General features: G+C 66.4%; 21 protein-coding genes. 11 read left to right on the top strand and 10 right to left on the bottom strand.

Annotation, left to right across the window (positions count from 1 at the left end):
* Nucleotides 1-42 precede the first annotated feature (42 nt).
* From OXS31_RS04145 to OXS31_RS04125, 5 genes are all read right to left on the bottom strand, one after another.
* Complete coding sequence (locus OXS31_RS04145) at nt 43-681, bottom strand: HNH endonuclease (protein WP_267398050.1); 639 nt, start codon at nt 679-681, stop codon at nt 43-45.
* Between the two features lie 73 nt (nt 682-754).
* Nucleotides 755-1324, bottom strand: coding sequence for an Sbal_3080 family lipoprotein (locus OXS31_RS04140; protein WP_007159355.1), 570 nt, complete (start codon nt 1322-1324; stop codon nt 755-757).
* A gap of 212 nt (nt 1325-1536) precedes the next feature.
* Entirely contained in the window at nt 1537-2730 is a 1194-nt protein-coding gene (locus OXS31_RS04135) for a DUF2252 family protein (protein WP_027602615.1), read from the bottom strand.
* A gap of 129 nt (nt 2731-2859) precedes the next feature.
* The gene (locus OXS31_RS04130; protein ID WP_267398047.1) at nt 2860-4491 is read right to left on the bottom strand and encodes a methyl-accepting chemotaxis protein; all 1632 of its coding nucleotides are present in this window, start codon (nt 4489-4491) and stop codon (nt 2860-2862) included.
* Nucleotides 4492-4840: 349 nt separating this feature from the next.
* A complete protein-coding gene (locus tag OXS31_RS04125; RefSeq protein WP_267398044.1) occupies nt 4841-6241 on the bottom strand; it encodes a PLP-dependent aminotransferase family protein in 1401 nt (466 codons plus the stop codon).
* Nucleotides 6242-6327: 86 nt separating this feature from the next.
* Here OXS31_RS04125 and OXS31_RS04120 point away from each other — a divergent pair, with 86 nt between their 5' ends.
* The 7 genes from OXS31_RS04120 to OXS31_RS04090 all read left to right on the top strand — a co-directional run bounded on the left by OXS31_RS04120 (nt 6328) and on the right by OXS31_RS04090 (nt 12893).
* A complete protein-coding gene (locus OXS31_RS04120) occupies nt 6328-6777 on the top strand; it encodes a GNAT family N-acetyltransferase (protein WP_267398042.1) in 450 nt (149 codons plus the stop codon).
* A complete protein-coding gene (locus tag OXS31_RS04115) occupies nt 6774-7412 on the top strand; it encodes an NAD(P)H-dependent oxidoreductase (protein ID WP_267398041.1) in 639 nt (212 codons plus the stop codon). Before OXS31_RS04120 ends, OXS31_RS04115 begins: the two co-directional genes overlap by 4 nt.
* A 3-nt stretch (nt 7413-7415) precedes the next feature.
* Nucleotides 7416-7847 carry a carboxymuconolactone decarboxylase family protein gene (locus tag OXS31_RS04110; RefSeq protein ID WP_267398040.1) on the top strand — a complete coding sequence of 144 codons (432 nt, stop codon included), beginning with the start codon at nt 7416-7418 and terminating at the stop codon, nt 7845-7847.
* A 479-nt stretch (nt 7848-8326) separates the two neighbouring features.
* Nucleotides 8327-10024: an aspartate-alanine antiporter gene (aspT, locus tag OXS31_RS04105; protein WP_267398039.1), complete on the top strand. Its 1698-nt coding sequence runs from the start codon at nt 8327-8329 to the stop codon at nt 10022-10024.
* Between the two features lie 16 nt (nt 10025-10040).
* A complete protein-coding gene (locus OXS31_RS04100; RefSeq protein ID WP_267398038.1) occupies nt 10041-11660 on the top strand; it encodes a bifunctional aspartate transaminase/aspartate 4-decarboxylase in 1620 nt (539 codons plus the stop codon).
* A 78-nt stretch (nt 11661-11738) separates the two neighbouring features.
* Nucleotides 11739-12095 carry a YajD family HNH nuclease gene (locus OXS31_RS04095; RefSeq protein WP_007159345.1) on the top strand — a complete coding sequence of 119 codons (357 nt, stop codon included), beginning with the start codon at nt 11739-11741 and terminating at the stop codon, nt 12093-12095.
* A gap of 96 nt (nt 12096-12191) precedes the next feature.
* Nucleotides 12192-12893 carry an ATP-dependent Clp protease proteolytic subunit gene (locus tag OXS31_RS04090; protein WP_267398037.1) on the top strand — a complete coding sequence of 234 codons (702 nt, stop codon included), beginning with the start codon at nt 12192-12194 and terminating at the stop codon, nt 12891-12893.
* 26 nt (nt 12894-12919) lie between these two features.
* Here OXS31_RS04090 and OXS31_RS04085 read toward each other — a convergent pair whose 3' ends face one another.
* Nucleotides 12920-13852: a LysR family transcriptional regulator gene (locus OXS31_RS04085; RefSeq protein ID WP_267398036.1), complete on the bottom strand. Its 933-nt coding sequence runs from the start codon at nt 13850-13852 to the stop codon at nt 12920-12922.
* A 117-nt stretch (nt 13853-13969) separates the two neighbouring features.
* Here OXS31_RS04085 and OXS31_RS04080 point away from each other — a divergent pair, with 117 nt between their 5' ends.
* Nucleotides 13970-14230, top strand: a complete 261-nt coding sequence (locus OXS31_RS04080) for a DUF2798 domain-containing protein (RefSeq protein ID WP_042135969.1) — start codon at nt 13970-13972, stop codon at nt 14228-14230.
* Nucleotides 14231-14257: 27 nt separating this feature from the next.
* On the opposite strand, the gene OXS31_RS04075 is transcribed toward OXS31_RS04080, so the two are convergent.
* Nucleotides 14258-14881: a DUF998 domain-containing protein gene (locus OXS31_RS04075; RefSeq protein WP_267398033.1), complete on the bottom strand. Its 624-nt coding sequence runs from the start codon at nt 14879-14881 to the stop codon at nt 14258-14260.
* A gap of 152 nt (nt 14882-15033) precedes the next feature.
* Here OXS31_RS04075 and OXS31_RS04070 point away from each other — a divergent pair, with 152 nt between their 5' ends.
* Nucleotides 15034-15903, top strand: coding sequence for a LysR substrate-binding domain-containing protein (locus OXS31_RS04070; protein WP_115945945.1), 870 nt, complete (start codon nt 15034-15036; stop codon nt 15901-15903).
* Nucleotides 15904-16426: 523 nt separating this feature from the next.
* On the opposite strand, the gene OXS31_RS04065 is transcribed toward OXS31_RS04070, so the two are convergent.
* The 3 genes from OXS31_RS04065 to OXS31_RS04055 form a co-directional block, all read right to left on the bottom strand.
* Complete coding sequence (locus OXS31_RS04065) at nt 16427-18340, bottom strand: methyl-accepting chemotaxis protein (protein ID WP_267398032.1); 1914 nt, start codon at nt 18338-18340, stop codon at nt 16427-16429.
* A 541-nt stretch (nt 18341-18881) separates the two neighbouring features.
* Nucleotides 18882-20528: an acetolactate synthase large subunit gene (locus tag OXS31_RS04060; RefSeq protein ID WP_027597019.1), complete on the bottom strand. Its 1647-nt coding sequence runs from the start codon at nt 20526-20528 to the stop codon at nt 18882-18884.
* A gap of 152 nt (nt 20529-20680) precedes the next feature.
* A complete protein-coding gene (locus tag OXS31_RS04055) occupies nt 20681-21826 on the bottom strand; it encodes a YbfB/YjiJ family MFS transporter (RefSeq protein ID WP_027602626.1) in 1146 nt (381 codons plus the stop codon).
* A gap of 109 nt (nt 21827-21935) precedes the next feature.
* Here OXS31_RS04055 and OXS31_RS04050 point away from each other — a divergent pair, with 109 nt between their 5' ends.
* A complete protein-coding gene (locus OXS31_RS04050; RefSeq protein ID WP_027602627.1) occupies nt 21936-22820 on the top strand; it encodes a LysR family transcriptional regulator in 885 nt (294 codons plus the stop codon).
* A gap of 50 nt (nt 22821-22870) precedes the next feature.
* Nucleotides 22871-23791 carry a Gfo/Idh/MocA family oxidoreductase gene (locus OXS31_RS04045; RefSeq protein ID WP_027602628.1) on the top strand — a complete coding sequence of 307 codons (921 nt, stop codon included), beginning with the start codon at nt 22871-22873 and terminating at the stop codon, nt 23789-23791.
* Nucleotides 23792-23841: the final 50 nt, after the last annotated feature.

Raw genomic sequence — 23841 nt, 5'->3', positions numbered from 1 at the left:
GTACAGCCTTGTTCAGGAACGTGCAGAATCGGACCTTGCGAGTTAGTAAGAGTCTCCGTTCAGCTCGAATTTATGGTCCGGGAAGGCCTCGAATCGCTCCAGTCCGTCCCAATGGCTGACCACGATGGGAAACTCTCTGGGGTCCAGCAGGCCAATTTCCTCCAGACGATAGGACATCTTGCCGAAGTTGCAGGCGGCACAGGTCACGATTAGGTTATCCAGCTCGTTGGTACCGCCTGCGGAATGGGGCACGACATGATCGTACTGAGCCCATAACGCCTGGAAGCCCGCATGCTGGGAGGCATTGGTCCTGCCCCAGCTGACGGCCTCGGGATACAGCGCGACCGCCTTCTTCCTAATTTCCGCGCGAATCACGGGTAGTCCACAGAAACGGCAATGAAAGCCGTCGCGCGCATGAAGGCTGCGGATCTGGGCGTTGGTGGGCATCCTGGCTTTGACAGGCATCGTGATAGGTAAGGGCGGCAACTTGGTCACCGTCACGTAGGGGCTGGCTCGGCCCCAGATGGACTCCAGCCATTGCCGCGCAAGCTGACAGTCAGCGAGCGTGAACAATCTTGCTGCGTCCATTGCATAGCCCGCGTGGTGTGCGGATACCGCAGCGTCCAGATAACGTGCGACATCGAAGAGCGCGGGAATGGGCGAGCGAAAGCAGCGTTTCATGGTTACTACCTTCGGCCCGCCCGACATCTACTCAAGGTGCCCTTCTGAATGAGCAATGACAAAGTACGAAGTATCACTGGGCCATGATTTCCCGATAACGTCTCGAGTATTCCTCATAAGACAACCCTTGACCTTGAAGAGCCTGGATCCGGGCCTCCTTGGACGAGAGGCTAGGCGCCGATATGGAAGCGGGTGCCTGGTACTTGCGGACGAGCTCGCCGGCACCGCGGGGAAACAACTCGTTTGCAAGCTGGTTGATTTTGTTTTCGGCGTTGATGAACTTGTCCGGTCGACCCGAGCCCCAGCGTGAGTCGTATATAGCCTGGCCAATTTGACGTCCATTCTGAAACACGCGGATATCCGCGAACTTCATGTACAGCGCCAGATCCCAACCCCACGTTCCGGTATAGGTGGTGGAAAGGTCGCACTCGGCGGGGTTCGAACCAGCAGGTAGTGGCCTGACCTTGAATCCTTTCCGTTCCAGGGCATCGACATAGGTCGTATTGAAGCCCGATCTTAGCCCTGCCGCAGGGATGGTACAGATCTCAGAAGAGCTCGCCCCGGACAGCTCGGCCGGAGCCACCTGCTGTTTTATGCTGCAGCCGCTAAGCAAAGCAGCGAAGAGAATGACCGTCCTTTTCACTGAAACCTCCTTGTAAAAAATGGAAGTTTAAGTGCGGCATGACATTGTCTGCCGTAGAAACTGGCAGGACGGGCAAAAGGAGGGGAAGAGTGGTAGCGATTGCCAGAGGTCTCACTACCACTCTCCTGGATCGCTTACGGTACAAGGACCGCAAGTCGTGCTCCGCAAGTGGCCACGTGACGTGCCAGTCTGGAGATTTGGCCCCTACCTGATCAGTCCTGCGCATGCTCCAGCGCATAGGCGCGGCAGTGGGCGAGGTAACCCATTTCGTGGGCGCCTACCAGTTGCACCACGCTGCTCCACAGCCAGGAGGGGGCATCCAGGGTGCGGGTGCGATTGCGTTGCAGGTCGCTCATCCACTCGACGCGGGTGGCCAGGTCCATCTGCCGGGCGTGGGCGCGGCCGACCACGCGGGCCAGGTAGGCGGCGGCGCTCATGGCTTCGCGGGCGCTGAGTTCGTCCAGTTCAAGCTTGAGATCCTGGGGCAGCAATTCGCGGATGAAGAAGGAGTGGTCGAGCATGCGCACCGCCAGCATGCGATTGCCCAGGGCCGGGGAGAGCTGGCGGGCGCCTTCCACCACGCGCTTGCCGTTGTCGCGGGGCATGGTGGCATGGGCCACGCGCGGAGCGGCGGCGGCCACCGCCTGCTTGACGTCGATCAGGCAGTAGTCCTGGTCGTCGCCGTCGTCCACGCCCAGCAGCACGGCGTAGCGCCGCAGCCCCAGGGAGCTGCAGCCCTTGACCCAGTAGGCGCTGTCCAGCAGTTCGACGCGGCTGTCGTGGCTGCGGCCCTTGAGCGAGGTCACCAGGGCATGGATGCCCGGCGTCTCGCACAGCTCGGCGATGGCCTTGCGCTCGTCCTTGCTCAGCTGCCAGAAGTGCTTGCCCAGCGGCAGCTTGGGGCGGGTGTTTTCCATGCGCTCCCTGGCCAAGTGCTTCCAGGTGCGCTGTACCGCGCTGCGCATCCCGGCCTTTACCTGGGCGGGGCGCGGGACCTCGCGCTCGAGATCGTCTTCGAAGGCCACCTCGTAGCCGCGCATCATCTCTTCGAGCATCCGCGCGGTGGTCACCCCCGGCAGGTCGGAGCCGCGCGCCGCCGTGGCCAGCGACAGCGCCAGACGCACCAGGTCATGGGCCGGATTGCCGACCACGGTCTGATCCAGGTCGCGGATGTTGACGTCGGTGGAGCCGTGCAGATCGCCGGTGGGGCCCAGGTTGCCGGCATGGCAGTCGCCACAGATCCACACCGCCGGCCCATTGGGCAGGTTGCGGCCGGGCTGGCTGTGCAGCCACTCGTAGAACTGCACCGTGCTGCCGCGGACGTAGGCGTGGGCGGAGCGGGCCATTTTCAGATTGCGCAGCTGGTTGAGGCGGGGCAGACGATCGACGGGACGCGGGGTTTTCATGCAGGGCGCAGGCCTTGAGGGAGACGCCTTTGTGACCGTTGCGTTAAGAGAATGTTGCGAGGTGTTTCGGCGAGGCGATCCCGGCCAGGTACCGGGATCGATGGAAAGGCGGTGCGGGGGAGCCTGGCGCTAGCAGCGGAACTGCCCGATCTGGCGATTCAGGTCGTTGGCCAGGGCGTCGAGGGACACCGCGGTCTGCACCGTCTCGCCGATGGCTTCGCTGTTTTGCTGGGCCATCTGCGCCAGGCGCTCCACGGTACGGGCCACGTCGTGGCTGGCGGCGGTCTGCTCGCGCAGGGCCAGGGAGATCTGGTTTACCACCCGCACCACCTTGTCCGAAGAGGTGTTGATACTGACCACCGCTTCACCGGCCTGATTGGCCAGGTCGACCCCACCGTTGACCTGGCGCACGCCCACTTCCATGTCGCTCATGGCGGCCTGGGTCGCTGCCTGGATCTTCTCGATCATGGCGGCGATCTCCTGGGTGGAATTGGTGGTGCGTTGCGCCAGCTGGCGCACCTCGTCGGCCACCACGGCGAAGCCGCGTCCCTGTTCGCCGGCCCGCGCCGCCTCGATGGCGGCATTCAACGCCAGCAGGTTGGTCTGGTCGGCGATGCCCTTGATCACGCTGACGATGGAGGAGACCCGCTCGGAATGCTCGCCCAGTTCGCCGATGCGGGCGGCCGAGGACTGCACCGTGCCGGCGATGGATCTCATGCTGTCCACCGAGGCCTGGATGGTCTGGCCACCGTCCTGGGCCAGTCGGCCCGACTGGCTGGAGAGGTCGTGGGCTTCCCCGGCGTTGTCGGAAACGTGGTTGATGCTCACGGTCAGCTCTTCCACGGTAGCCGCCATGCTGGAGGCGGCGCTGGACTGTTCCTGGGCAGCGGCGGACAGCTGCTGGGAATTGGCCGAGATGCTGTGGGAGGCGGCCACCAACTGGTCGGTGCCCTGCTTGATCCCCTGGATCATGCCGCGCAGCTTGTCCTGCATCTGGCCGAAGGCGGTCAGCAGCTGGCCCAGTTCGTCGCGTCCGCCAGTGGGAATCGGCGAATCCAGCTGGCCGGCGGCGATGGTGCGGGCGATGGCGACGGTCTGGGTGAGCCGGCCGACGATGGTACGGGTCAGCGACCAGGCGATGCCCAGCGCCAGCAGGGCGGCGAGGATGCCACCACTGATGAGGATCGCCATGGCCTGCTGCTTGGCGTCGGCCATCGACTGGGTCCGGCCGTCCAGCAAGGCGTTCTCACGGGTCTTGATCTGCGCCAGCAACTCGCGCATGCCATCCATCCTGCCCTTGTCCTGGGCGGTGGCGATGCGGGCGGTCAGGGCATCCAGCGGCTGGGTACCGGCATTGACCTGCCGGCGCAACGCCAGGATCTGCTGGACGGACTCGCTATTCCACTGCTGCTTGGCCTGGCCCAGCTGGGTCAGGTCGGCCTGCTGGGCGGGGTTGTCGCGAGTGAGCTGAGTCAGCTCCTGCAACTGCTCGGCGAAGCGCTGCTCACCCCTGTTCAGGGGTTCGAGAAACTCTTCCTTGCCGGTCAGGGCGAAACCGCGCATGCCGGTCTCCATGTTGACCAGCGCCAGCAGGGCCGCGTCCGAGTCCTGCAGGACATGGTAGGAATGAATGTTCTGCTGAACCGCCAGATTGACCTGGTTGAAGCCCTGCCGGGCCGCCAGGATCAGCGCCAGGATGATGACCAGAATGGCACCGAAGCCGAGTCTGAGTTTGTTCGCGATGGTCAGCTGTTGCAGCATGGGAAGGCCTCACGCGCCAGGTTGTCGACTCACGCCCAGAGGGCAACGTTTTGGGAGTACAGCGAACGAGCGGAGGGATACGCGACTGATCCGTGTCTTGCGTGGACGGCAGGGAAGCGTGGCTCCTGGTAGTGCAGGTATCGCGGGTGACTCCGTTCGTGCCGCTACTTGCGGAGTGGGTGCCGAAAAAGGCTTTGTTTCCAATCAAGAGTGGCAGGCTAGAGCCTCCGAGCCTGGTCTTTGAGCGGTCGCGCCTGAAAAAGTTTTATGTGACGAAATAAACATTTTTGCGCTTCGGTGCAGCCCCTGATGACGGGACGGGCGAAGGGCCGAGACGAACAGCGAGCGGTCAGGGCGCCAGCTGAGCCAGCCGCCGGGCCAGGGCGACGGCTTCCGCCGCGCTGACGACATTGGTGAAGCCCAGCAGCAGGCCCTGGGCACTGGGCGTCTCCAGATACCAGCGAGACAGGGCCTGGACCGCCAGGCCGTCGGCCTGGGCGGCCTCCGCCCAGCGGCGATCGTCGCCCTGGGTCAGGCGTGCCAGCAGGTGCAGGCCGCCGGCCTGCAGGTCGATCCGCATCGCGTCGCCCAGCGCGCTCGTCAGCGCCTCGGCCAGCCACAGGCGGCGCTGTCGGTAGAGGGTGCGCATGCGATTGAGATGGCGGGCGAAATGCCCTTCTTCGAGAAAGCTCGCCACCGTGCCCTGCAGCAGCAGGGGCGCGTGGTTGTGCAAGCGGTCGGCGCTGCGACCGAAGGCGGCGACCTGACCGGGCGGCACCACCAGGTAGGCGAGGCGCAGGCCGGGAAACAGCACCTTGCTGAAGGTACCGGTGTAGAGCACCCGTCCTCCGTCATCCAGACTCTTGAGCGCGGGCAGCGGCTTGCCCTGATAGCGGTATTCGCCGTCGTAGTCGTCCTCGATGATCCAGGCGTTCTGCCGCCCCGCCCAGTCCAGCAGTGCCAGCCGCCGGGGCAGGGCGAGAGACACGCCCAGCGGGCTCTGGTGACTGGGGGTGACCAGGGCGCAACGGGCGGTCGGTGCCCGGGCGAGGCCGGCGGCGACATCCAGTCCCGCTGCGTCCACGGGAACCGGCACCAGTTCCAGGCCGGCGTCCTGCAATGCCCGGCGGGCGATGAAATAGCCGGGCTCCTCGAACCAGCAGGCAGCACCCGGCGCCAGCAGCGTCTGCACGATCAGATCCAGGCAGGCGCGATAGCCCGCGCAGACGAACACCTGCTCCGGACGACAGGCGATCCCGCGGGACAGGCCGAGGTAGGTGGCGAGGGCGGCGCGCAAGCCGGCGTGACCCCGGGCATCGGGATAGACCAGACCCTCCAGTCCCTGGCTGCGCAGTTGCCGCGCGGCCAGGCGCGTCCAGAGCTTGCGCGGGAAGGCGTCCAGCGCCGGCAGACCCAGCTGCAGCGGCAACGGCGTGCCGCCGGCGTGGATTGCCGAGGCGGTCGGCACGGAGGGTACGGCCGCTGGTGGAGCGGTCGGTCGATTCCACTGCGGCGAGACGATGGTCCCGGCCGGACCGCGCGGCAGCAGAAAGCCTTCGGCGATCAGCTGCTGGTAGGCCATCTCCACCGTGCCCCGGGCCACGTTCAACTCCGCCGCCAGGGCGCGCACCGCCGGAACCCGGTCACCGGGCCGCAGCCGGCCTTCGTCCAGTGCCTGGCGAAAGCGCTGGTAGAGCTGGCGATAGAGCGGCAGGGTAAGGCGGCTGTCGAGGGCGCCGTTCAGGGTCATGGCCTGGTCGTTTTTAGCTTTCTTGGCTCTATAGCCTAGGCCATTGGCTGCCTAGAGTGGAGGCATCTTTCCTAGAGACCCTCACCATGGCCCTGATCTTCCAGCCACTGCCGCCCGATCATCCCCTGTGCCAGGCCAGTCTGCCGCTGATGCAGGTTCTGCGCCCCCATCTCGCCGACGCCGAGCGCTACCAGGCGCAACTTCAGCGCCAGGCGGCCCAGGGTTATCGGCTGCTGGCCGCCCTGGCGGAGGGCGAGGTGGTCGGCCTGGCCGGTTACCGCGAACTGGAAAATCTGCTCTACGGTCGTTTCCTCTATGTGGACGATCTGGTGGTGGCGCCGGCTCGCCAGCGCGATGGCCTGGGGGCCCGCCTGCTGGCAGCGGTCCGTAGCGAGGCCCTGGAGTGCGGCTGCTCCCATCTGATCCTGGATACCGGGCTGCATATGCCCCTGGCCCAGCGCTTCTATTTCCGTCAGGGCCTGCTCGCCCGTGGCCTGCATTTCGCCGAGCGCCTGAGCGGAGAGGTGCCGGCATGAAGACCGCCCTCTACCTCAACGCCAGCCCGCGCCCGGCCGCCTCCCACGGGCATCGGCTGGCCGGCGAACTCCTGGCTGCCCTGCGCCAGGGCTATCCCCGCCTGCAGGTACTGGAGCGGGATCTGGCTACCGCGCCGCTGCCACCGCTGAGCGCCGACTATGCCGAAGCCCTGACCCGGCGGACGCCCCCGGAGGCGCCGGTATTCGCCCTGTCCGAAACCCTCATCGGCGAGCTGGAGGCCAGTGACCTGCTGCTGATCAATACGCCGTTGCACAACTTCACCCTGCCGGCGGCGCTCAAGCTGTGGCTGGACTTCGTGCTGCGCATCGGCCGCACCTTCGAGTCCACCGCCGAGGGCAAGCGCGGCCTGCTGGCCGATCGGCCGGTCTATCTGCTGGTCAGTTCGGGCGGTCATCACCGCGGGCCACGCGCACGGCAGCCGGATTTCCTGACCTCCTACGTGCGCCATGCCCTGGGCACGCTCGGGCTGTTCGACCTGCACTTCAGCTATCTGGAGGGCCTGGTCGGCGACCCGGCTGAGGTGGCCGACACCCTGGCGAGCGCCCGTGAACAACTCTCCCGCGAGGTGCCCTTCCGCCATCTCGCCCACCCTGTGACCACGACCCTGGAGTAAGCCATGAGCCAACTACGACTGCCGTTTTCCACCCTCTCGCCCGCCGCCTATCAGGGGCTGATCGCCACGGGCCAGGCCCTGGCGCAGAGCGCCCTCGGCCTGGAACTGGTGGAGCTGATCTACCTGCGCATCTCCCAGATCAACGGCTGCGCCTTCTGCCTGGGCAAGCACGCCGAAACCCTGCGCGAGCAGGGCGTCAGCCAGGCCAAGCTGGATCGCCTGGCCGGCTGGCGCATCAGCGAGCTGTTCGATGCCCGCGAGCGCGCCGCCCTGGAGTGGGCCGAGACCCTGACCGCCGTCGCCGAGAAGGGCGCGCCCGATGCCGTCTATGAATCGCTGAGGACGCATTTCAGCGATGCCGAAATCTCCGACCTCACCTTTGTCGTGGCGCTGATGAACGCCTTCAACCGGCTGGCGGTGGGCATGAAGCTCTAGCCGGTGACGCGGCCAAGGGGCGCGGCCGAGGGCGAAAGGATCACCCGAAACCCGGATGAACCGCGCCGAAGTACCCGATGAATGGCAGGTAGGGGTGCCAGGTGAGTTCCACCCGAGAACGCCAGGCGCTGGCGCGCTCGACCTTCCTGCCAGGCCAGTGTCGGCGGGCTGCCGGTGGCCTGCCGAGCCCCGCCATGGGGAGCGGATTTCACGCCCGCGAAGTCTGTCTTCGCGGCGCCGATTCGCGGTGGCTGCGCTTTTGACAGCTCTAGAATGCTGTGCTTAGGTTCTTTGGGCCATGCCGACATAGGTCTTCATATGACCAGACTAACGTCGGCGGGGCGCCCTCGCTGTCAGGAGTTTCCTGCAGGGCAAGGTGGCGTAGCAGGTGGAGCCGTGGCTCGCCGGGCCGTTCGAAGGCCAGCCCGGACCCCCTTCACTTCGTTCCGCTCTCGAATCCCTGGTCGAAGGCGGCTCCCATGGAATACCTGCGGCAGATCTTGAATCAGGCACCGGAACTGGCCCTGTTCCTGTCCCTGGCCATCGGTTACTGGGTCGGCAGCATCCAGTTCGGCAAGTTCCAGCTGGGTGGGGTTGCCGGCTCGCTGCTGGTGGCGGTGGTCATCAGCCAGATCGGCATCAGCATCGACAACGGCATCAAGTCGGTGCTCTTCGCGCTGTTCATCTACGCCGTAGGCTTCGAGAGCGGACCGCAGTTCTTTCGCTCCCTGGGTCGGCAATCGTTGCGCGAGATCGTCCTGGCCGCGGTGATGGCGCTCAGCGGCCTGCTGACCGTCATCGCCTGCGCCCGCCTGTTCGGCCTCGACAAGGGCATCGCCGCGGGGATCGCCGCCGGCTCCATGACCCAGTCCGCCATCATCGGCACCGCCAGCGCCGCCATCGCCAAGCTCGACTTGCCGCTGGAGCAGATCCAGACACTGCAGGGCAACGTCGCCGTGGGCTATGCGGTGACCTACATCTTCGGCTCCTTTGGCGCCATCATCCTCTGCGTCAATGTGCTGCCCTGGTTCATGCGGCGCAGCATCCGCGACGATGCGACCCAGGCCGAGGCCGAGTTGCTGGCCGGGGCCAAGGTCTATGGCCCGGGGGAATTGCCCGCCATCCCGCCGCTGGTGGGACGGCTCTATCGCATCGACCAGGCGGCCGGCCAGACTGTGGCACAACTGGAGGTCAGCGACCAGGGCGATCCCCAGGCGGCCCTCACCATCGAGCGCATCAAGCGCGGCGGCGCCCTGGTCGGGGTGACCCCGACGACGGTGCTGGAAGCCGGCGACGTGGTGCTGGTGGTGGGGCGGCGCGCCGGGGTGGTGGCCATCGCCGGGCGCCTGGGCGCCGAGTTGCAGTCCTCGCCCGACATGGACGTGGTGGTGGTGCAGCGCGACGTCAGCCTCGACAACCCGACCTTCGTCGGTCGCCGCGTGGCCGAGATCCGCCAGGCCGCCAGCCAGGCCCTGCGCCACGGCGTCTACGTGGTTGGCGTGAAACGCGCCGGGCGGCCCCTGGCGCTGGAGCCCGATACCGTCATCGAGGCAGGCGACCTGGTCACCCTCTATGGCACCCCGGACGACATCCAGAGAGTCGCCCAGCAGGTCGGCTCCATCATCGTCCCCAGCGACAAGACCGACTTCGTCTTCCATGGCTTCGGTCTGGCCGTCGGGCTGCTCATCGGCCTGGTCGTGATCCGCCTGGGCGCCATCCCCCTGACCCTGGGCAGCGGCGGCGGGGCGCTGATCGCCGGCCTGGTCTTTGGCTGGTATCGCAGTCGCCACCTGACCCGCGGCAACCTGCCGTTGCCGGCCTCGACCCTGTTGCGCGACCTTGGCCTGGCCGGCTTCGTGGCGGTGGTGGGGCTGCAGTCCGGACGCCAGGCGGTGGAGACCATCGCCACCCAGGGCCTCTCCATCTTCCTCATCGGGGTGGTGGTCTGCGTGGTGCCCATCGTCATCACCATCCTGGTCGGTCGCTATGTGCTGCGCTACCGCAACCTGGCGCTGTTCGCCGGGGCCGTAGCCGGAGCGCGCAGTGCCAACCCCGCCTTCGGCGAGGTGCTGGACAAGGCCGGCAACTCGATCCCCACGGTGCCCTTCGCGGTCACCTACGCCCTGGCCAACGTGTTTCTCACCCTGCTCGGGCCACTGGTCGTGGCCTTCGCCTAACCGAAGGAAACAAGTCATGAGCGAAGTTCAAGACGATTACGCCCAGTACGCCAAACTGAGTCCGTTCGAACTCAAGGACGAACTGATCAATCTCGCCTCGGGCAGCGAGAACCGCCTGATGCTCAACGCCGGTCGCGGCAATCCCAACTTCCTGGCCACCCTGCCGCGGCGGGCCTTCTTCCGCCTCGGCCTGTTCGCCACCAGCGAGGCGGAACTGTCCTATTCCTACATGCCTCACGGGGTCGGCGGCCTGCCGCAGATCGATGGCATTGAGGCGCGCTTCGAGCGCTATACCGCCGAACACCGCGACCAGCCCGGCGTGCTGTTCCTGGCCAAGAGCCTGAGCTATGTGCGCGACCAGCTGGGTCTGTCGGCCTCGGCCTTTCTCCACGAGATGGTGGAAGGCATCCTCGGCGCCAACTACCCGGTGCCGCCGCGCATGCTCAAGATCTCCGAGCAGGTGGTCAGCCACTACATCGTCAAGGAGATGATCGGCGGCTACGTGCCCGCCGGCTCGGTCGACCTCTTCGCCGTGGAGGGCGGCACGGCCGCCATGACCTACATCTTCCATTCGCTGCAGCAGAACGGCCTGGTCAAGCGGGGTGACAAGGTGGCCATCGGCATGCCGGCCTTCACCCCCTACATCGAGATCCCGGAGCTGGAAGAATTCGGTCTGGAGCAGGTGCACATCCACGCCGATCCCCAGGCGAACTGGCAGTATCCGGATAGCGAACTCGACAAGCTGCGCGATCCGACAATCAAGATCTTCTTCTGCATCAACCCCAGCAATCCGGCCTCGGTGAAGATGGACGACCGCAGCCTGGCCACCGTCGCCCGCCTCGTCGCCGAGGCGCGTCCGGACCTCTTCATCCTCACCGACGATGTCTACGGCACCTTCGCCGACGACTTCCGTTCGCTGTTCGCCACCTGCCCGCGCAACACCCTGCTGGTGTATTCCTTCTCCAAGTACTTCGGTGCCACCGGCTGGCGCCTGGGGGTGATAGGCGCGCACAAGGACAGCATCTTCGACCAGGCCCTGGCCGAACTGCCCGAGGCGACCAAGGCCTCCCTGGACCGCCGCTACGGCAGCCTGCTGCCGGACGTGCGCGGCCTCAAATTCCTCGATCGGCTCGTCGCCGACAGCCGCACCGTGGCGCTCAACCACACGGCCGGGCTCTCCACGCCGCAGCAGGTGCAGATGGTGCTGTTCGCGCTGTTCGCCCTGATGGACGAAAGCGACGGCTACAAGACCGAGCTGAAAAAGCTGGTGCGGCGCCGTGAAGCCGCCCTCTATCGCGAACTGGGCGTCGCCCCGGAGAACGATCCCAACGCCGTCGACTATTACACCCTGCTGGATCTGGAAGACCTGGCGCGCAAGCTCCATGGCGACGCCTTCGCCACCTGGGTGAAGGCCAAATTCAGCAGTGGCGACCTGCTGTTCCGCATCGCCAGGGAGACCGGCATCGTGCTCCTCCCCGGCAAGGGCTTCGGCACCCAGCAACCGGCTGCCCGGGTCTCTCTCGCCAACCTCAACGAATACGAGTACGCCAACATCGGCCGCTCGTTGCGGGCCATGGCGGAGCAGTATTTCGCCGAATTCGAGGGGGAGGAGGGGTGCGCCCAGCCGAAGCCCTGAGTGGACTCGTGCCTGATCACCCGCGGGGCCAGGCGCGGGCTATACTGAGCCTCCCGACACGACCCCTCAGGACGCAGCATGGCTACCGATACCTCGAAGCTGGATCGAATCCTCGCCGAGACCCAGCGCGAGCGCGAACGCGGTTACCGCGACAAGGCGCTGAAGATGTATCCCCACGTCTGCGGTCGCTGTGCCCGCGAATTCTCCGGCAAGCGCCTGAGCGAGCTGACCGTGCACCACCGTGACCACAACCACGACAACAATCCCCAGGATGGCTCCAACTGGGAATTGCTGTGCCTGTACTGCCACGACAACGAGCACAGTCGCTACACCGATCAGCAGTACTTCAGCGACAGTTCCCTGAGCTCGCCCAAGGTGGCCCAGGCCACCCACAATCCCTTCGCCGGACTGGCCGGGCTGCTGAAAAAGGACTGAGGCCAGCGCGAACCTGCGCACCCCGATGGGTTAAGCCGACCTTAAGCCGCGCTATCTACCTTTTCAGGCCTGATGCCGAGAAGGGAGCGAGCAGGGATGAGACGTTCGACGCGTGCGCCACGGCTGTCCAGGGTCGTCCTGGCGCTGCTGGTCGCGAGCTGGCTGACGGAGGCTGCGGCCGACATGACCGTCATCCGCGGGGAGGGCGGTGCGGCCACTGCCGACACCGCCTCGGTGTACTTCAACAGCGGCATCAGCGATCGAGCGGTCAGCTCCCTGCTCGCCGCCCTCAGCGACATCGCTTTCAAATACCCCGCCGTCAAGAACGTCAATCTCTATCTCAACAGCCATGGTGGCGACATGGAGGCGGGCTATGTGGCCTACGAATTCATCCGTCACTATCCGCTGCATCTAAACACCATCAATGCCGCCGCGACGGACTCTTCCGCCACGCTGATCTACTGCGCGACCGAGGATCGCTATGCCGCGCCGTTGTCCACCTTTCTCCTGCATCCGGCCGCGACGTCCATCGCCGTGAATGGGTACATGAAGCCTGACCAGGCCAAGCAGGCGTTCGAAGATGTCGAGCGTGAGAACCTCAAATTCCGCGAGATCTACAAGGGCTGCCTCAAGCTGGCCCCGGAGGAGCTCACCACCCTGCTGTCCTCCGAGAGCAACAGACGGCGCCTGGGCTACGATGCCGCCAAGGACATCGGCCTGATCAACCGAACCCCTGAGCAGTTGCCACGCGGCCTGGACCGGGCTACCTACTTCATCACCGACGGCGGGGGGCACTGACCGCAGCGCTGCCGACGCAGGCCTGTTCAGTGAGCGGGCACCGTCCCGTCGCGGGTCTGCAACGCCTCTTCGAGAAAGTCGATGAAGGCGCGCACCTTGCCGGTCAGCGCCGAACGTTCGGCGACGCAGGCATAGATATCCATGGCTTCCGACTGGGCCGACGTGGCGCCCTGACTATCCGCGCCGAACAGCGGTATCAGCTGTCCGCGCTCGATCAGCGGCAGGGCGACGAAGTCCGCCAGGCGCGCGATGCCGCCGCCGTTCACCGCGATCTGCGCCAGCATGTCGATGTCGTCGCAGACGAAACCGGGACGCGTAGCTGCCTCGAAGACCTGGCCTTCGCGTTCGAATCGCCAGGGCAGATAGCGCCCGTCGGTGGGATAGCGAAACAGCAGGCAGGCGTGCTGCTGCAGGTCTTCCGGAGTGCGCGGTGTGCCCGCGTGTGCCAGATAGGCGGGCGCCGCGCAGAACAGAAAGGCCCGGGACGCGATGCGTCGGGCGACCAGGCTGTCGCTGAGCTGCGCCTTGATCCTCAGGCTGACGTCTATCTGTTCCAGGCGATGATCCAGGCGCCGGTCGGAGCCGATCAGTTCGATGTCGATGCCCGGATAGCGGCGCTTGAACGCCGGCAGCAGCGGCGCCAGCAGATGCCGGCCGAAGGCGGCGGTGGTCGCCACTCGCAGCGCTCCCTGGGGTTCGCTGGCCAGGGTCGCCGACTGGGCGGCACTCTCGACCTCCTGCGGGATATGTCGGACCTGGTCGAAATAGCGGGCCCCGCTTTCCGTCATGGCCAGGCGGCGCGTGGTCCGCGACAGTAGACGCACACCCAGATGCGCCTCCAGTCGGGCCAGGCTCTGGCTTACCGCGGCCGCACTCAGGCCCAGGCCACGGGCAGCCCCGGCGATGCTGCCGGCTTCCACGACCTTGATGTAGGTACTGATCAAACCCAGGATGTCCACGAGATCCCTGTCGCTGTATTCGTTGATTTCTGTTGAAGGTGAACCAACGACGAGGCGGCTACCGGCCGGTTCCGCTGCTTGTTAGCTTGGCCTCGCCCATCCACCAGAGACTAGCCGATGAATTCCCAGACTCCAGCGCTTCCCGCCAGACGACGCCTGCCCAAGGGCGTGACGCCCTATGTGTTCGCCCTCTATATGTCGACCATCATGGCCTTGCTGATGTGCCTGGTGATCACCCTGGCCGAGTTCGGGTTCGATGCCCATTACTTCAGGAATGTGATGAACGCCTACCAGGTGGCGATGCCTGCGGCGTTCGTCTGCGTGCTGCTGGTCAGACCGCTGGTGGCGCGGCTGGTCGCCCTGACCGTACAGGCCTGAGGCGTCCGCCGTGCCGCTTGCCGCCGGTTACCCGCGTTCGTGCCGGGCCAGCCAGACCAGGACCGCGAGCCAGCAGACGCCCGTGGCGTAGTTGAGGCGCTGGTAGAGTCCGAAGCCTTGGCCGTCGGTGACCGCTCCCGCCATCAGGGCCGCGGTGATTAGCGCCAGCGCGGTACAGAGGATCGACAAGCAGGCAAAGCCCGGCGAGGCCAGCAGGCGCCTGCCAAGCCAGCCCCAGAGTGCGCTGGCCAGGGTCAGCGACAGGAACATCACCAGGCCCGCCAGGTTGTGCAGCGTTTGCGAGCGCGAGGGCTGCACCGGGGAGCAGCCCTGATCGCAGGGAAAGACGCCGGTGGCGAAGCTCGCCAGACCATGCAGCAGGATCAGGGCCGCACTCAGGCGGGCCAGGCGCGATCCGCGAAAGCGCCGGGCCAGGCCCAGGGCCACCAGCACGAAGAGCATGCCGAGCGGCAGGTTGTTGATCCAGGCGGAAAAGCCCTGGGTGGGCGCACCAATGGCGCCCAACCGACTCAGGGCGTGGTCGACATGGCTATAGCCGGGATAGGCCAGGGCGGTCAGTCCTACACCGATCGTCAGCCAGACAGGAATCACCAGACCCATGCCCAGCAGAACCCGGTCGACCCTGTTCAAGGTGGACGTCCTCGTCATCATGGCTCGCGCTTCCTTGGTCTTCAGGTCCGCTCATGCTAGGAGGCGCGGGCCGGCGAGCGTTACGGATTTTTTTGCAAGGCAGCTTGCCCAGGCGTCATCCTGTGCCGCCCCGCCGCCAAGGATGACCGCCGATGACTAGACGCCTGCCCAGCACCACGGCGCTGGTGGCCCTGGAAGCGGCTGCCCGCCATCTCAGCTTTGCCAGGGCCGCGCAGGAGCTGGCGCTGAGTGAGGGCGCCATCAGCCGGCAGATCGCCAAGCTGGAGGCTGCGGTGGGTGTCCGGCTGTTCAATCGGATCGGCAATCGCGTCGAGCTCTCCGCCGCCGGTGCCGGCTATGCTGCGCAGATGCGCACGGCGCTCGCCGACATCGAGCGCCATACCCAGCAACTGATCGCCCAGGCCCGCGGCGCCACGACGCTGGAGATCGGCGTCATCCCGACCCTGGCCGGTCGCTGGCTGATCCCCCTCCTGGCGCGTTTCCACGAGCGCCATCCGGAGATCCAGGTCAACCTGCGCGAGCGGACGCAGCCCTTCGCCCTGGAGGACAGCGGCCTGCATGCCGCGATCAACTACGAGCATCCGGCCTGGCAGAGCCTGAGGGTGCAACGGCTGTTCGAGGCGCAACTGGTCGCGGTCTGTCATCCGCGGCTGGCCGATCATCCGCCGGCCAGTCTGCCGTTGTTGCACAAGCGGGAGAGTCCGCACAGCTGGCGTCGTTATGCCGCGCTCACCGGACTGCCCTTAGGTGCCCAGGTGACCGGCCCTACCTATGATCGCTATTCGCTGCTGATCGAGGCCGCCAAGGCCGGTTTCGGCATGGCTCTGGTGCCCCAGCGCTACATCGAGGAAGACCTGGCCACCGGCCGCCTCCAGGCGCCCTGGCCGGTCATGCCCGAACTGCGCGAGCGCTATGTGCTGGTGACCCGTCCCGCGGAGGCCGTCGATCCGACGCTGGCGCTTTTCGAGCGGTGGTTGCTGGAAGAGGCCAGCCTGGAGTAGGGGAGTTGCTACCCGAGGGTGGATAAGGCTGCGCCGTTTTCCACCCTGCGCTGGGGCATAGCGGGTGCGCTCCCTCTCCCTGGGGGCGCGGTAAGGGATCTGCAGGCTGGTTTGCAGCGAAGCCGCTATCGCAGCGGGCTCTTTCGCGTGGAAAAGACTGCGCCGTTTTCCACCCTAACGCTGGGCCGCACCGGGTGCGCCTCCTCTCCTCATGGGAGAGGGTCGCGGTGAGGGATCTGCAGGTTGGTTTACAGCGAAGCCGCTATCGCAGCGGGTTCGTCCGCGTGGAAAAGGCTGCGCCGTTTTCCACCCTACGTCGGGCCATATCGGGTGCGCCTCCTCTCCCCATGGGAGAGGGGAGGGGTGAGCGATCTGCAGGGTGGTTTGCAGCGAAGCCGCTATCGCAGCGGGTTCGTCCGCGTGGAAAAGGCTACGCCGTTTTCCACCCTGCGCGGGCCACACCGGGTGCGCCCCCTCTCCCTGGGGGAGAGGGTCGGGGTGAGGGAAGCCCCCGGCGCCAGACCTACACCTTGAAGCGCGCCGTCATCTCCTGCAGGCGTACGCCGATGCGGGCCAGCTCCATGCTCGAGGACGCCGTCTCTTCGCTGGCGGCCGCGGTCTGGTCGGAGATGTCGCGGACGTTGGTGACATTGCGGCTGATCTCCTCGCCCGCCGAACTCTGCTGCTCGGCGGCGCAGGCGATCTGTTCATTCATCGATTCGATGTCCTTGACCGACTGGGTGATGCGCTTGAGCATCTCGCCCGCCTCGCGCGACAGGCCGACGCTGCTGTCGGTCAGCTGCACATTGTGGTCGAGCACCGTCGCCATGCGGTCGGTGCTCTGGTGCAGGCCGGTGATGAGCTGGGCGATCTCGTCCGTCGAGGAGCGGGTGCGCTGAGCCAGGCCGCGGACCTCGTCGGCGACCACCGCGAAGCCGCGGCCCGCCTCGCCGGCCCGAGCGGCTTCGATGGCGGCATTGAGCGCCAGCAGATTGGTCTGCTCGGAGACGGCCTTGATCACGTCGAGCACGCCGCCGATGCTGTCGGCATGGCCGCGCAGGGTGGCCATGGCGGCCTTGGTCGATTCCATTTCCCGGGCCAGCACCTCGATCTGGTCGACCGCCTTGCTCACCGACTGCTCCCCTTGCTGGGCCTGCCTACTCGCTTCCAGTGCGGACTTGGCGGCATTCCCGGCGTTGCGCGCCACCTCGTGGGTGGTGGCGGTCATTTCCTGCATGGCGGTGGCGATCTGGTCGGTCTCGACCTTTTGCGATTGCACGCCAGCACTGGTCTGCTCGGTGACCGCCGACAGCTGCTCGGCAGCACTGGCCACCTGAACCACCCCGTCGCGCACCTCGCCGATCAGGCGCCGCAGGTTGCCGGTCATGCCTTGCATGCTGGTCTGCAGCGCGCCCAGTTCATCCTTGCGGGTCACCTCCAGCTGATGGGTGAAGTCACCGTTGGCAACCTGCTTGGCCAGGGTCACGGTGTCCTGCAAGGGCTTGACGATAGAGCGGGTGATCAGCCAGGCACAGGTCAGGCCCAGGGCGATGGCGACGGCCAGCCAGATCAACAGCAGCTGACGGGCACCGGCCACGTCGGCCGCGCGGAATTCCTGCTGGATGGCGGTGAGCTTGTCGGCGATGCCGAGCAGGGTGGTGATGGTGGTGGTGATACCGCCCTGCGCCTGATCCACCTGCGCCTGCGCGGCCACCAGCTGGTCGAGACGCTGCCCGTAGGCGGTGATTTCACCGACCAGCTTTTGCACGGTCTCGGTCGGCAACGCCGTGGTGCCGAGCGCCTTGGCCTGGGTGAGGGTGGCATTGACGGAGGTGCGTGCCGTCTGCTCAGTGTCCTTCCCGGGTAAGCTGGCGTAGCCGCGGAAATCGACCCTCATCCGCTGTACACCGATGAACAGCGCCGCCAGCTGCTGGCGATCGGCCTGGCGGCCGGTCTCGCCATTCGCCTCTTCGGCCAGTGCCAGCAGCTGGGCATTGGCCGCCTCTGCCGCATTGCTGGCGATCTTGCGGATGGATTCCCGCTCGCGGGTGGCGGTGATCGTCTGGTTGTAGAAGTCGCGATAGCGTTTGAGCGCGGCTCCGGCCTCGTCGAGCAGGGCCTTGTTCGCCGGGGAGTTGAAGTGCGGGACGATGGCCTGCAACTGGCCTTCTGTCTTGTCCAGGGCGGCGAGCCACTTGGCCGCCTGGGCGTCATCGGCCTTGGTGAAATACACCAGTCGCTCGATGCGCATGTCGCGGGCCAGGGTGCTGTAGCCGGCGATATCGTTCATGCGCTCGCTGCGATCGCGCAGGGTATCGGTGGCCGACCAGCCGGTGTAGGCCACCAGCAGGATCATGCCGATGAGCAGGGCGAAGCCAAGGCCCAGCTTGGCCCTGACGCTTATATTGCTTAGTGGATTCCAGCCAACTTGCTGCATGTGGACTACCTGGATAGCGGAGCGTTGGAAGGTGCGGGTCCGGGGACCTCGCGCCTCGTGCTTCGCGGTTACGGCAGCCTCTGTCGATTCGTCAGCCGGCCGGCAGAAGCCGGCGGCGCGAAGGGGGCGCTTGGCAGCTTGTGCGGGTAACCACGGATTGACCCCAAGGACTCTTTGCGGGTACCGAGCCATCTGCCGTCGGGTCCCGATCCGCGACCTCGGCGAGGGCAGGGCGCTCGTCAGGACGGCTCAAGGACGGCGAGAACTCATCCACCGCGGTGCTTAAGGGTTGCTTAATAGAACGCGAATCGCCGCGATATTCGAGTCCGGACGATAGGCTGTGTGATTACCCGGATAGTCGGCAGGGTCTTGTGTGGTCCCACATCGTATCTGTTTGTTTTTTCAGGCTTTTCCTGCCTATTAGTTTGACGATATGGCGCCAGCTTGGATGGCGGAGAGGACTAACTGGCTGCTTCAGGCGCCATGAAAAACGCCCCGACCTGGAGGCCGGGGCGTCGTAGGGATCGCCGGGGCTAAGCGATCAGACCGCCGCGCTGCGCTCCTTGATGTCCTGGTGCAGGATGCGATCGTTCTCGGAGTAGTCCACCGGGCAGTCGATGACGTGGACGCCGGGGGTGTCCAGGCAGTGCTGCACCAGCGGCGCGAAGGCCGCCGCGCTTTCCACGCGATGGCCGTGGGCGCCGTAGCTTTCGGCGTAGCGGACGAAGTCCGGGTTGCCGTAGTCCAGGCCGAAGTCCTCGAAGCCCATCTGCGCCTGCTTCCAGCGGATCATGCCGTAGCCGTCGTCGCGCAGGATGATGACAACCAGGTTCATCTTCAGACGCACCGCGGTTTCCAGCTCCTGGCTGTTCATCATGAAGCCGCCGTCACCGCACACCGCCACGATGGGGGTGTTGGGGTGTACCAGGCGCGCGGCCATGGCCGACGGCAGACCGGCGCCCATGGTGGCCAGGGCGTTGTCCAGCAGCACCGTGTTGGGCATGTAGGCCTTGTAGTTGCGGGCGAACCAGATCTTGTAGATGCCGTTGTCCAGGGCGACGATGCCGTCGGACGGCAGCACGTGGCGCAGATCGGCCACCAGGCGCTGGGGATAGACCGGGAAGCGGTCGTCGGTGGCGCCTTCGGCGACATGGGCCTCGTTGGCTTCGCGGATGGTCAGGAGGCGGTCGAAGTCCCAGGTGGGCTGGACCTCGATGCGCTCCTTGATCTCCCAGATGGCGTTGGCGATGTCGCCGACCACCTCGACCTGGGGGAAGTACACCGGATCGACTTCGGCGGAGCGGAAGTTGATGTGGATGACCTCGGTACCGCCGCGGGTCATGAAGAACGGCGGCTTCTCGATCACATCGTGGCCGATGTTGACGATGAGGTCGGCGGACTCCAGCGCACGGTGCACGAAGTCACCGGCGGAGAGGGCGGCGTTGCCCAGGAAGCGCGGATGGCGCTCGTCGACCACGCCCTTGCCGAGCTGGGTGGTGACGAAGGGGATGCCGGTCTTCTCGATCAGCTGGCGCAGGACGCGCGCGGTCATCTTGCGGTTGGTGCCGGCGCCCAGCACCAGCACCGGGCTGCGGGCGTTTTCCAGCTTGGAGACGGCGGCGGCGATGGCCTTGGCTTCGGCGACCGGACGACGGCTCAGGCTCGGCGGGACCGGCAGGCTCTCGGTGTGCTCGTCGGCGATGTCTTCCGGCAATTCCAGGTGCACGGAGCCGGGCTTTTCTTCCTCGGCGAGGCGGAAGGCCTCGCGGATGCGCGACGGGATGTTGTCGGCGGAGGCGAACTGGTGGGTGTACTTGGTGAGCGGCGCCATCATGCGGCACACGTCGAGAATCTGGAAACGCCCCTGCTTGGATTTCTTGATCGGCTTCTGGCCGGTCAGCATCAGCATCGGCATGCCGCCCAGGTAGGCGTAGGCGCCGGCGGTGACCAGGTTGGTGGCACCTGGACCGAGGGTGGAAAGGCAGACACCGGTCTTGCCGGTGAAGCGGCCGTAGGTGGCGGCCATGAAGCCGGCGGACTGCTCGTGGCGAGTCAGGATCAGCTTGATCTGCGAGGAGCGACGCAGGGATTCCAGCAGGTCCAGGTTCTCTTCGCCGGGAATGCCGAAGATGTATTCCACACCCTCGTTCTCCAAGCAGCGAACGACCAGATCGGAGGCCTTCATCATGAGTGTTGTATTCCTTGTAGGGTGGATGGCGAGCGCCTGAGGCGCCTCCTCTATGAGGCGCGGCGATCACTGTACTCAGGAACGGCGAAACATTTCAAAACAAGGAACCACCCAGTTTTACTTCTGTGACGAATGGCCGCAGCGGAAACGATTCAGGCGATGCAGCGCTGTAGCGACGCCCGGGCGCGGCGCAGTTGCAGACCGGCGAACAGCAGGCCCAGCGCGGCGATCACCAGGGCCGGTTGCAGGTCGCCGGCGAAATGGCTGCTCGCCGCGCCGAGCAGCGGACCGAGCAACTGGCCGCTGGCGAAGCTGGCGGTGAGCACCCCGGCGTTGCGTTGCGGCGTGGCCGGTGCCAGCTCGCGACCGTATTGCATCACCAACTGCATGCAGGCGAGGAAGGGACCGCCGCAGAGCAGCACGCCGAGGAACAGCGCCAGGCTGCCCGGCAGGAGGCAGAGCAGTACGCCCGCGGCCTGTAGCCAAAGGGTCGCGATCAGCCAGCGCCGGGTGTCGGTGCCCGGGCGTCTCAGGCTGACCAGCACCACGCCCAGGGCCGCGGCCAGGCCGTAGCCGGGCCAGAAGAGGTCGGCCTGCCACTGGCCGTGGAAGCGGCTGGCGGCCATCTGCGAAAGAAAGGTCGCCGGCAGGATGTAGCCGACGCCCACCAGGCCATAGGCCAGGATCAGGCGGTTGAAGGCCGGGGAACGCTTGGCCGGCGCTGCGGCGGTGGGTAACAGTGTGGCCGGACCGCGCCGTGGCAGCAGGGGCAGCAGCGCCAGGGTCGCCACGCTGGCGAGCAGGCCGTAGCTCAGCCACAGCTGATTGGAGCCACCGCCCAGGCGATTGCTGACGAGGGCCATCAACCCGCTGATGAGGATGCCCACCCCGGGACCGGTAAAGACCAGGGCGCCCAGGCGCGGCCGGCCGGCTTCGGCGGCCAGGGGCTGGCTGAGACCGGTCACCATCACCAGCACCCAGGCGCTGGCCAGGCCGGTGCCGAAGCGCAGCAGCGCCTGGGCAGCCAGGCCATCGGCCAGCAGCGAAGCCAGGGTCAGGCCGGCGCAGAGCCAGAGGCCGCCGACCAGTCGCGCATGGGTGCGGCGGGCGAAGAGCGCATCCAGCGCGCCCAGCAGATAGCCCAGGTAGTTGGCCGCGGCCAGCAGGCTGGCGCCGGTGAGGTCGATCTGGCCTTCGGCGATCAGGTGCGGCAGGGCGGGGGTAAGGGCGAAGCGGCCGATGCCCATGGCGGTGGCCAGGGCGAGCAGGCAGGCCAGCAGGCGGGTGGTGGCGGTCATCGCAGGACTCCAGTAGCGAGCGGATGGGTACAGCCTAGGCCTTGAAGTTAATCAATAAAAACGAATAATAGAGAAATAGATGTTCAGCTAAAGAGAAAGGTGGTGATCCATGGAATTCGCAGAGCTACGTATTTTCCAGGCGGTTGCCGAGGAGGGATCCCTAGTGAAGGCCGCCGAGCGGCTCAACCGGGTGCCATCCAATCTCTCCACGCGCCTGCGCCAGCTGGAAGACAAACTGGGGGTGGAGCTGTTCCTGCGCGAACGCCAGCGGCTGCACCTGACCGCCGCCGGCCATCGGCTGCTGGACTACGCCCATCGCCTGTTCGCCCTGGCCGACGAGGCGCGCAGCGCGGTGCAGGGCGGTGAGCCGGCCGGTACCTTCGTGCTGGGCTCCATGTTCAGTACCGCGGCCATCCACCTGCCGGGGCTGCTGGCGCGTTATCACCAGCGCTATCCCAAGGTGAATCTGCAGGTGCACAGCGGCCCCAGCGGCGAACTGGTCGAGGGCCTGCTGGCCGGTCGCCTGGACGCCGCCCTGGTGGACGGCCCGGCGCCCGACGCGGCGCTGGAAGGCCAGCCCTGGTTCGAGGAGCGCCTGGTGCTGATCACCGGGCTGGAACTCGGTCCGGTGCGTTCGCCCGCCGACGTGGCGGGGCGCCCGGTGTTCGGTTTTCGCGCCGGCTGCTCCTATCGTCGCTACCTGGACACCTGGTACGCCGCCGCCGGGGTGCCCAGCGGACCGGTGATGGAGATCGAGTCCTACCACAGCATGCTGGCCTGCGTGATCACCGGCGGAGTGGCGCTGATGCCGGAATCCATGCTCGACAGCCTGCCCGGTCGCGAGCGGGTGCAGCGTCACGAAATCCAGGCACGCTTCGCCCGGGCCACCACCTGGCTGATGTGGCGCAAGGGCCGCGAGGGGGCCAATCTGCGCAGTTGGCTGGAGTTGCGCGAGAGCCTGCAGACCGACCGCGAAGCTGTTGCTTTGGTGTGATGATTGCCCGATCCTAGGTGGCGGTTTCCTACCGTTTACCGAGGACGATCATGATAAGAATAGCCATCGTCGGTTTGGGCAAGATCGCCCGTGACCAGCACCTGCCGGCGCTCGCCGCCAATCCCGACTACGAGCTGGTCGCCGTGGCCAGCCGCAATGCCCAGCTCGACGGCGTCGCCCACTATCCCAGCCTGAGCGCGCTGCTCGAAGACGGTCCGGCGATCGACGCCGTGTCGCTCTGCGCCCCCGCGGCGGTGCGCTACGAACAGGCCCGCGAGGCCCTGGCGGCGGGCAAGCACGTGATGCTGGAGAAACCGCCGGGGGCGACCCTCAGCGAGGTGGACGCCCTGGCGCGCCAGGCCGAGGCGGCCCGCCTTTCGCTGTTCGCCACCTGGCACTCCCGCCATGCCCAGGGCGTGCAGCCGGCGCGCGAGTGGCTGGAAGGCAAGCGCATTCAGGCGGTGCGGATCGAGTGGAAGGAAGACGTGCGCGTCTGGCATCCGGGTCAGGCCTGGATCTGGGAACCGGGCGGCATGGGCGTCTTCGATCCGGGCATCAATGCCCTGTCCATTGTCACCGCCATCCTGCCGCGGCCGTTCTTTCTCAAGGAGGCGACGCTGCAGGTGCCCGGCAACTGCCAGACCCCGGTGGCGGCGCAGCTGGCCTTCGTCGACAGCGCCGGGGTGCCCATCGCCGCCGACTTCGACTTCCTGCAGACCGGGCCCCAGACCTGGGACATCCACGTCGACACCGATGCGGGTCGCCTGACCCTGAGCAAGGGCGGCAGCGAGCTGTACCTGGACGGCCAACTGAGCCACCAGGGCCCGGACCAGGAATACGCCGGTCTCTATGCGCGCTTCGCCGAGCTGGTGGCGCAGAACCGCTCCGACGTGGACGTGGCGCCGCTACGGCATGTGGCCGACGCCTTCCTCTATGGCCGACGCGAGACGGTGGCGGAGTTTCACGAGTAGGGCCTCCCTCACCCCAGCCCTCTCCCGGAGGGAGAGGGGGCGCCACCTCG

The organism is Pseudomonas sp. GM_Psu_1, assembly GCF_026544185.1.
Lineage (GTDB): Bacteria > Pseudomonadota > Gammaproteobacteria > Pseudomonadales > Pseudomonadaceae > Chryseomonas > Chryseomonas oryzihabitans.
The sequence above is the reverse complement of the archived record's forward strand: the minus strand, read 5'-3'. Positions and strand labels throughout refer to the sequence as shown.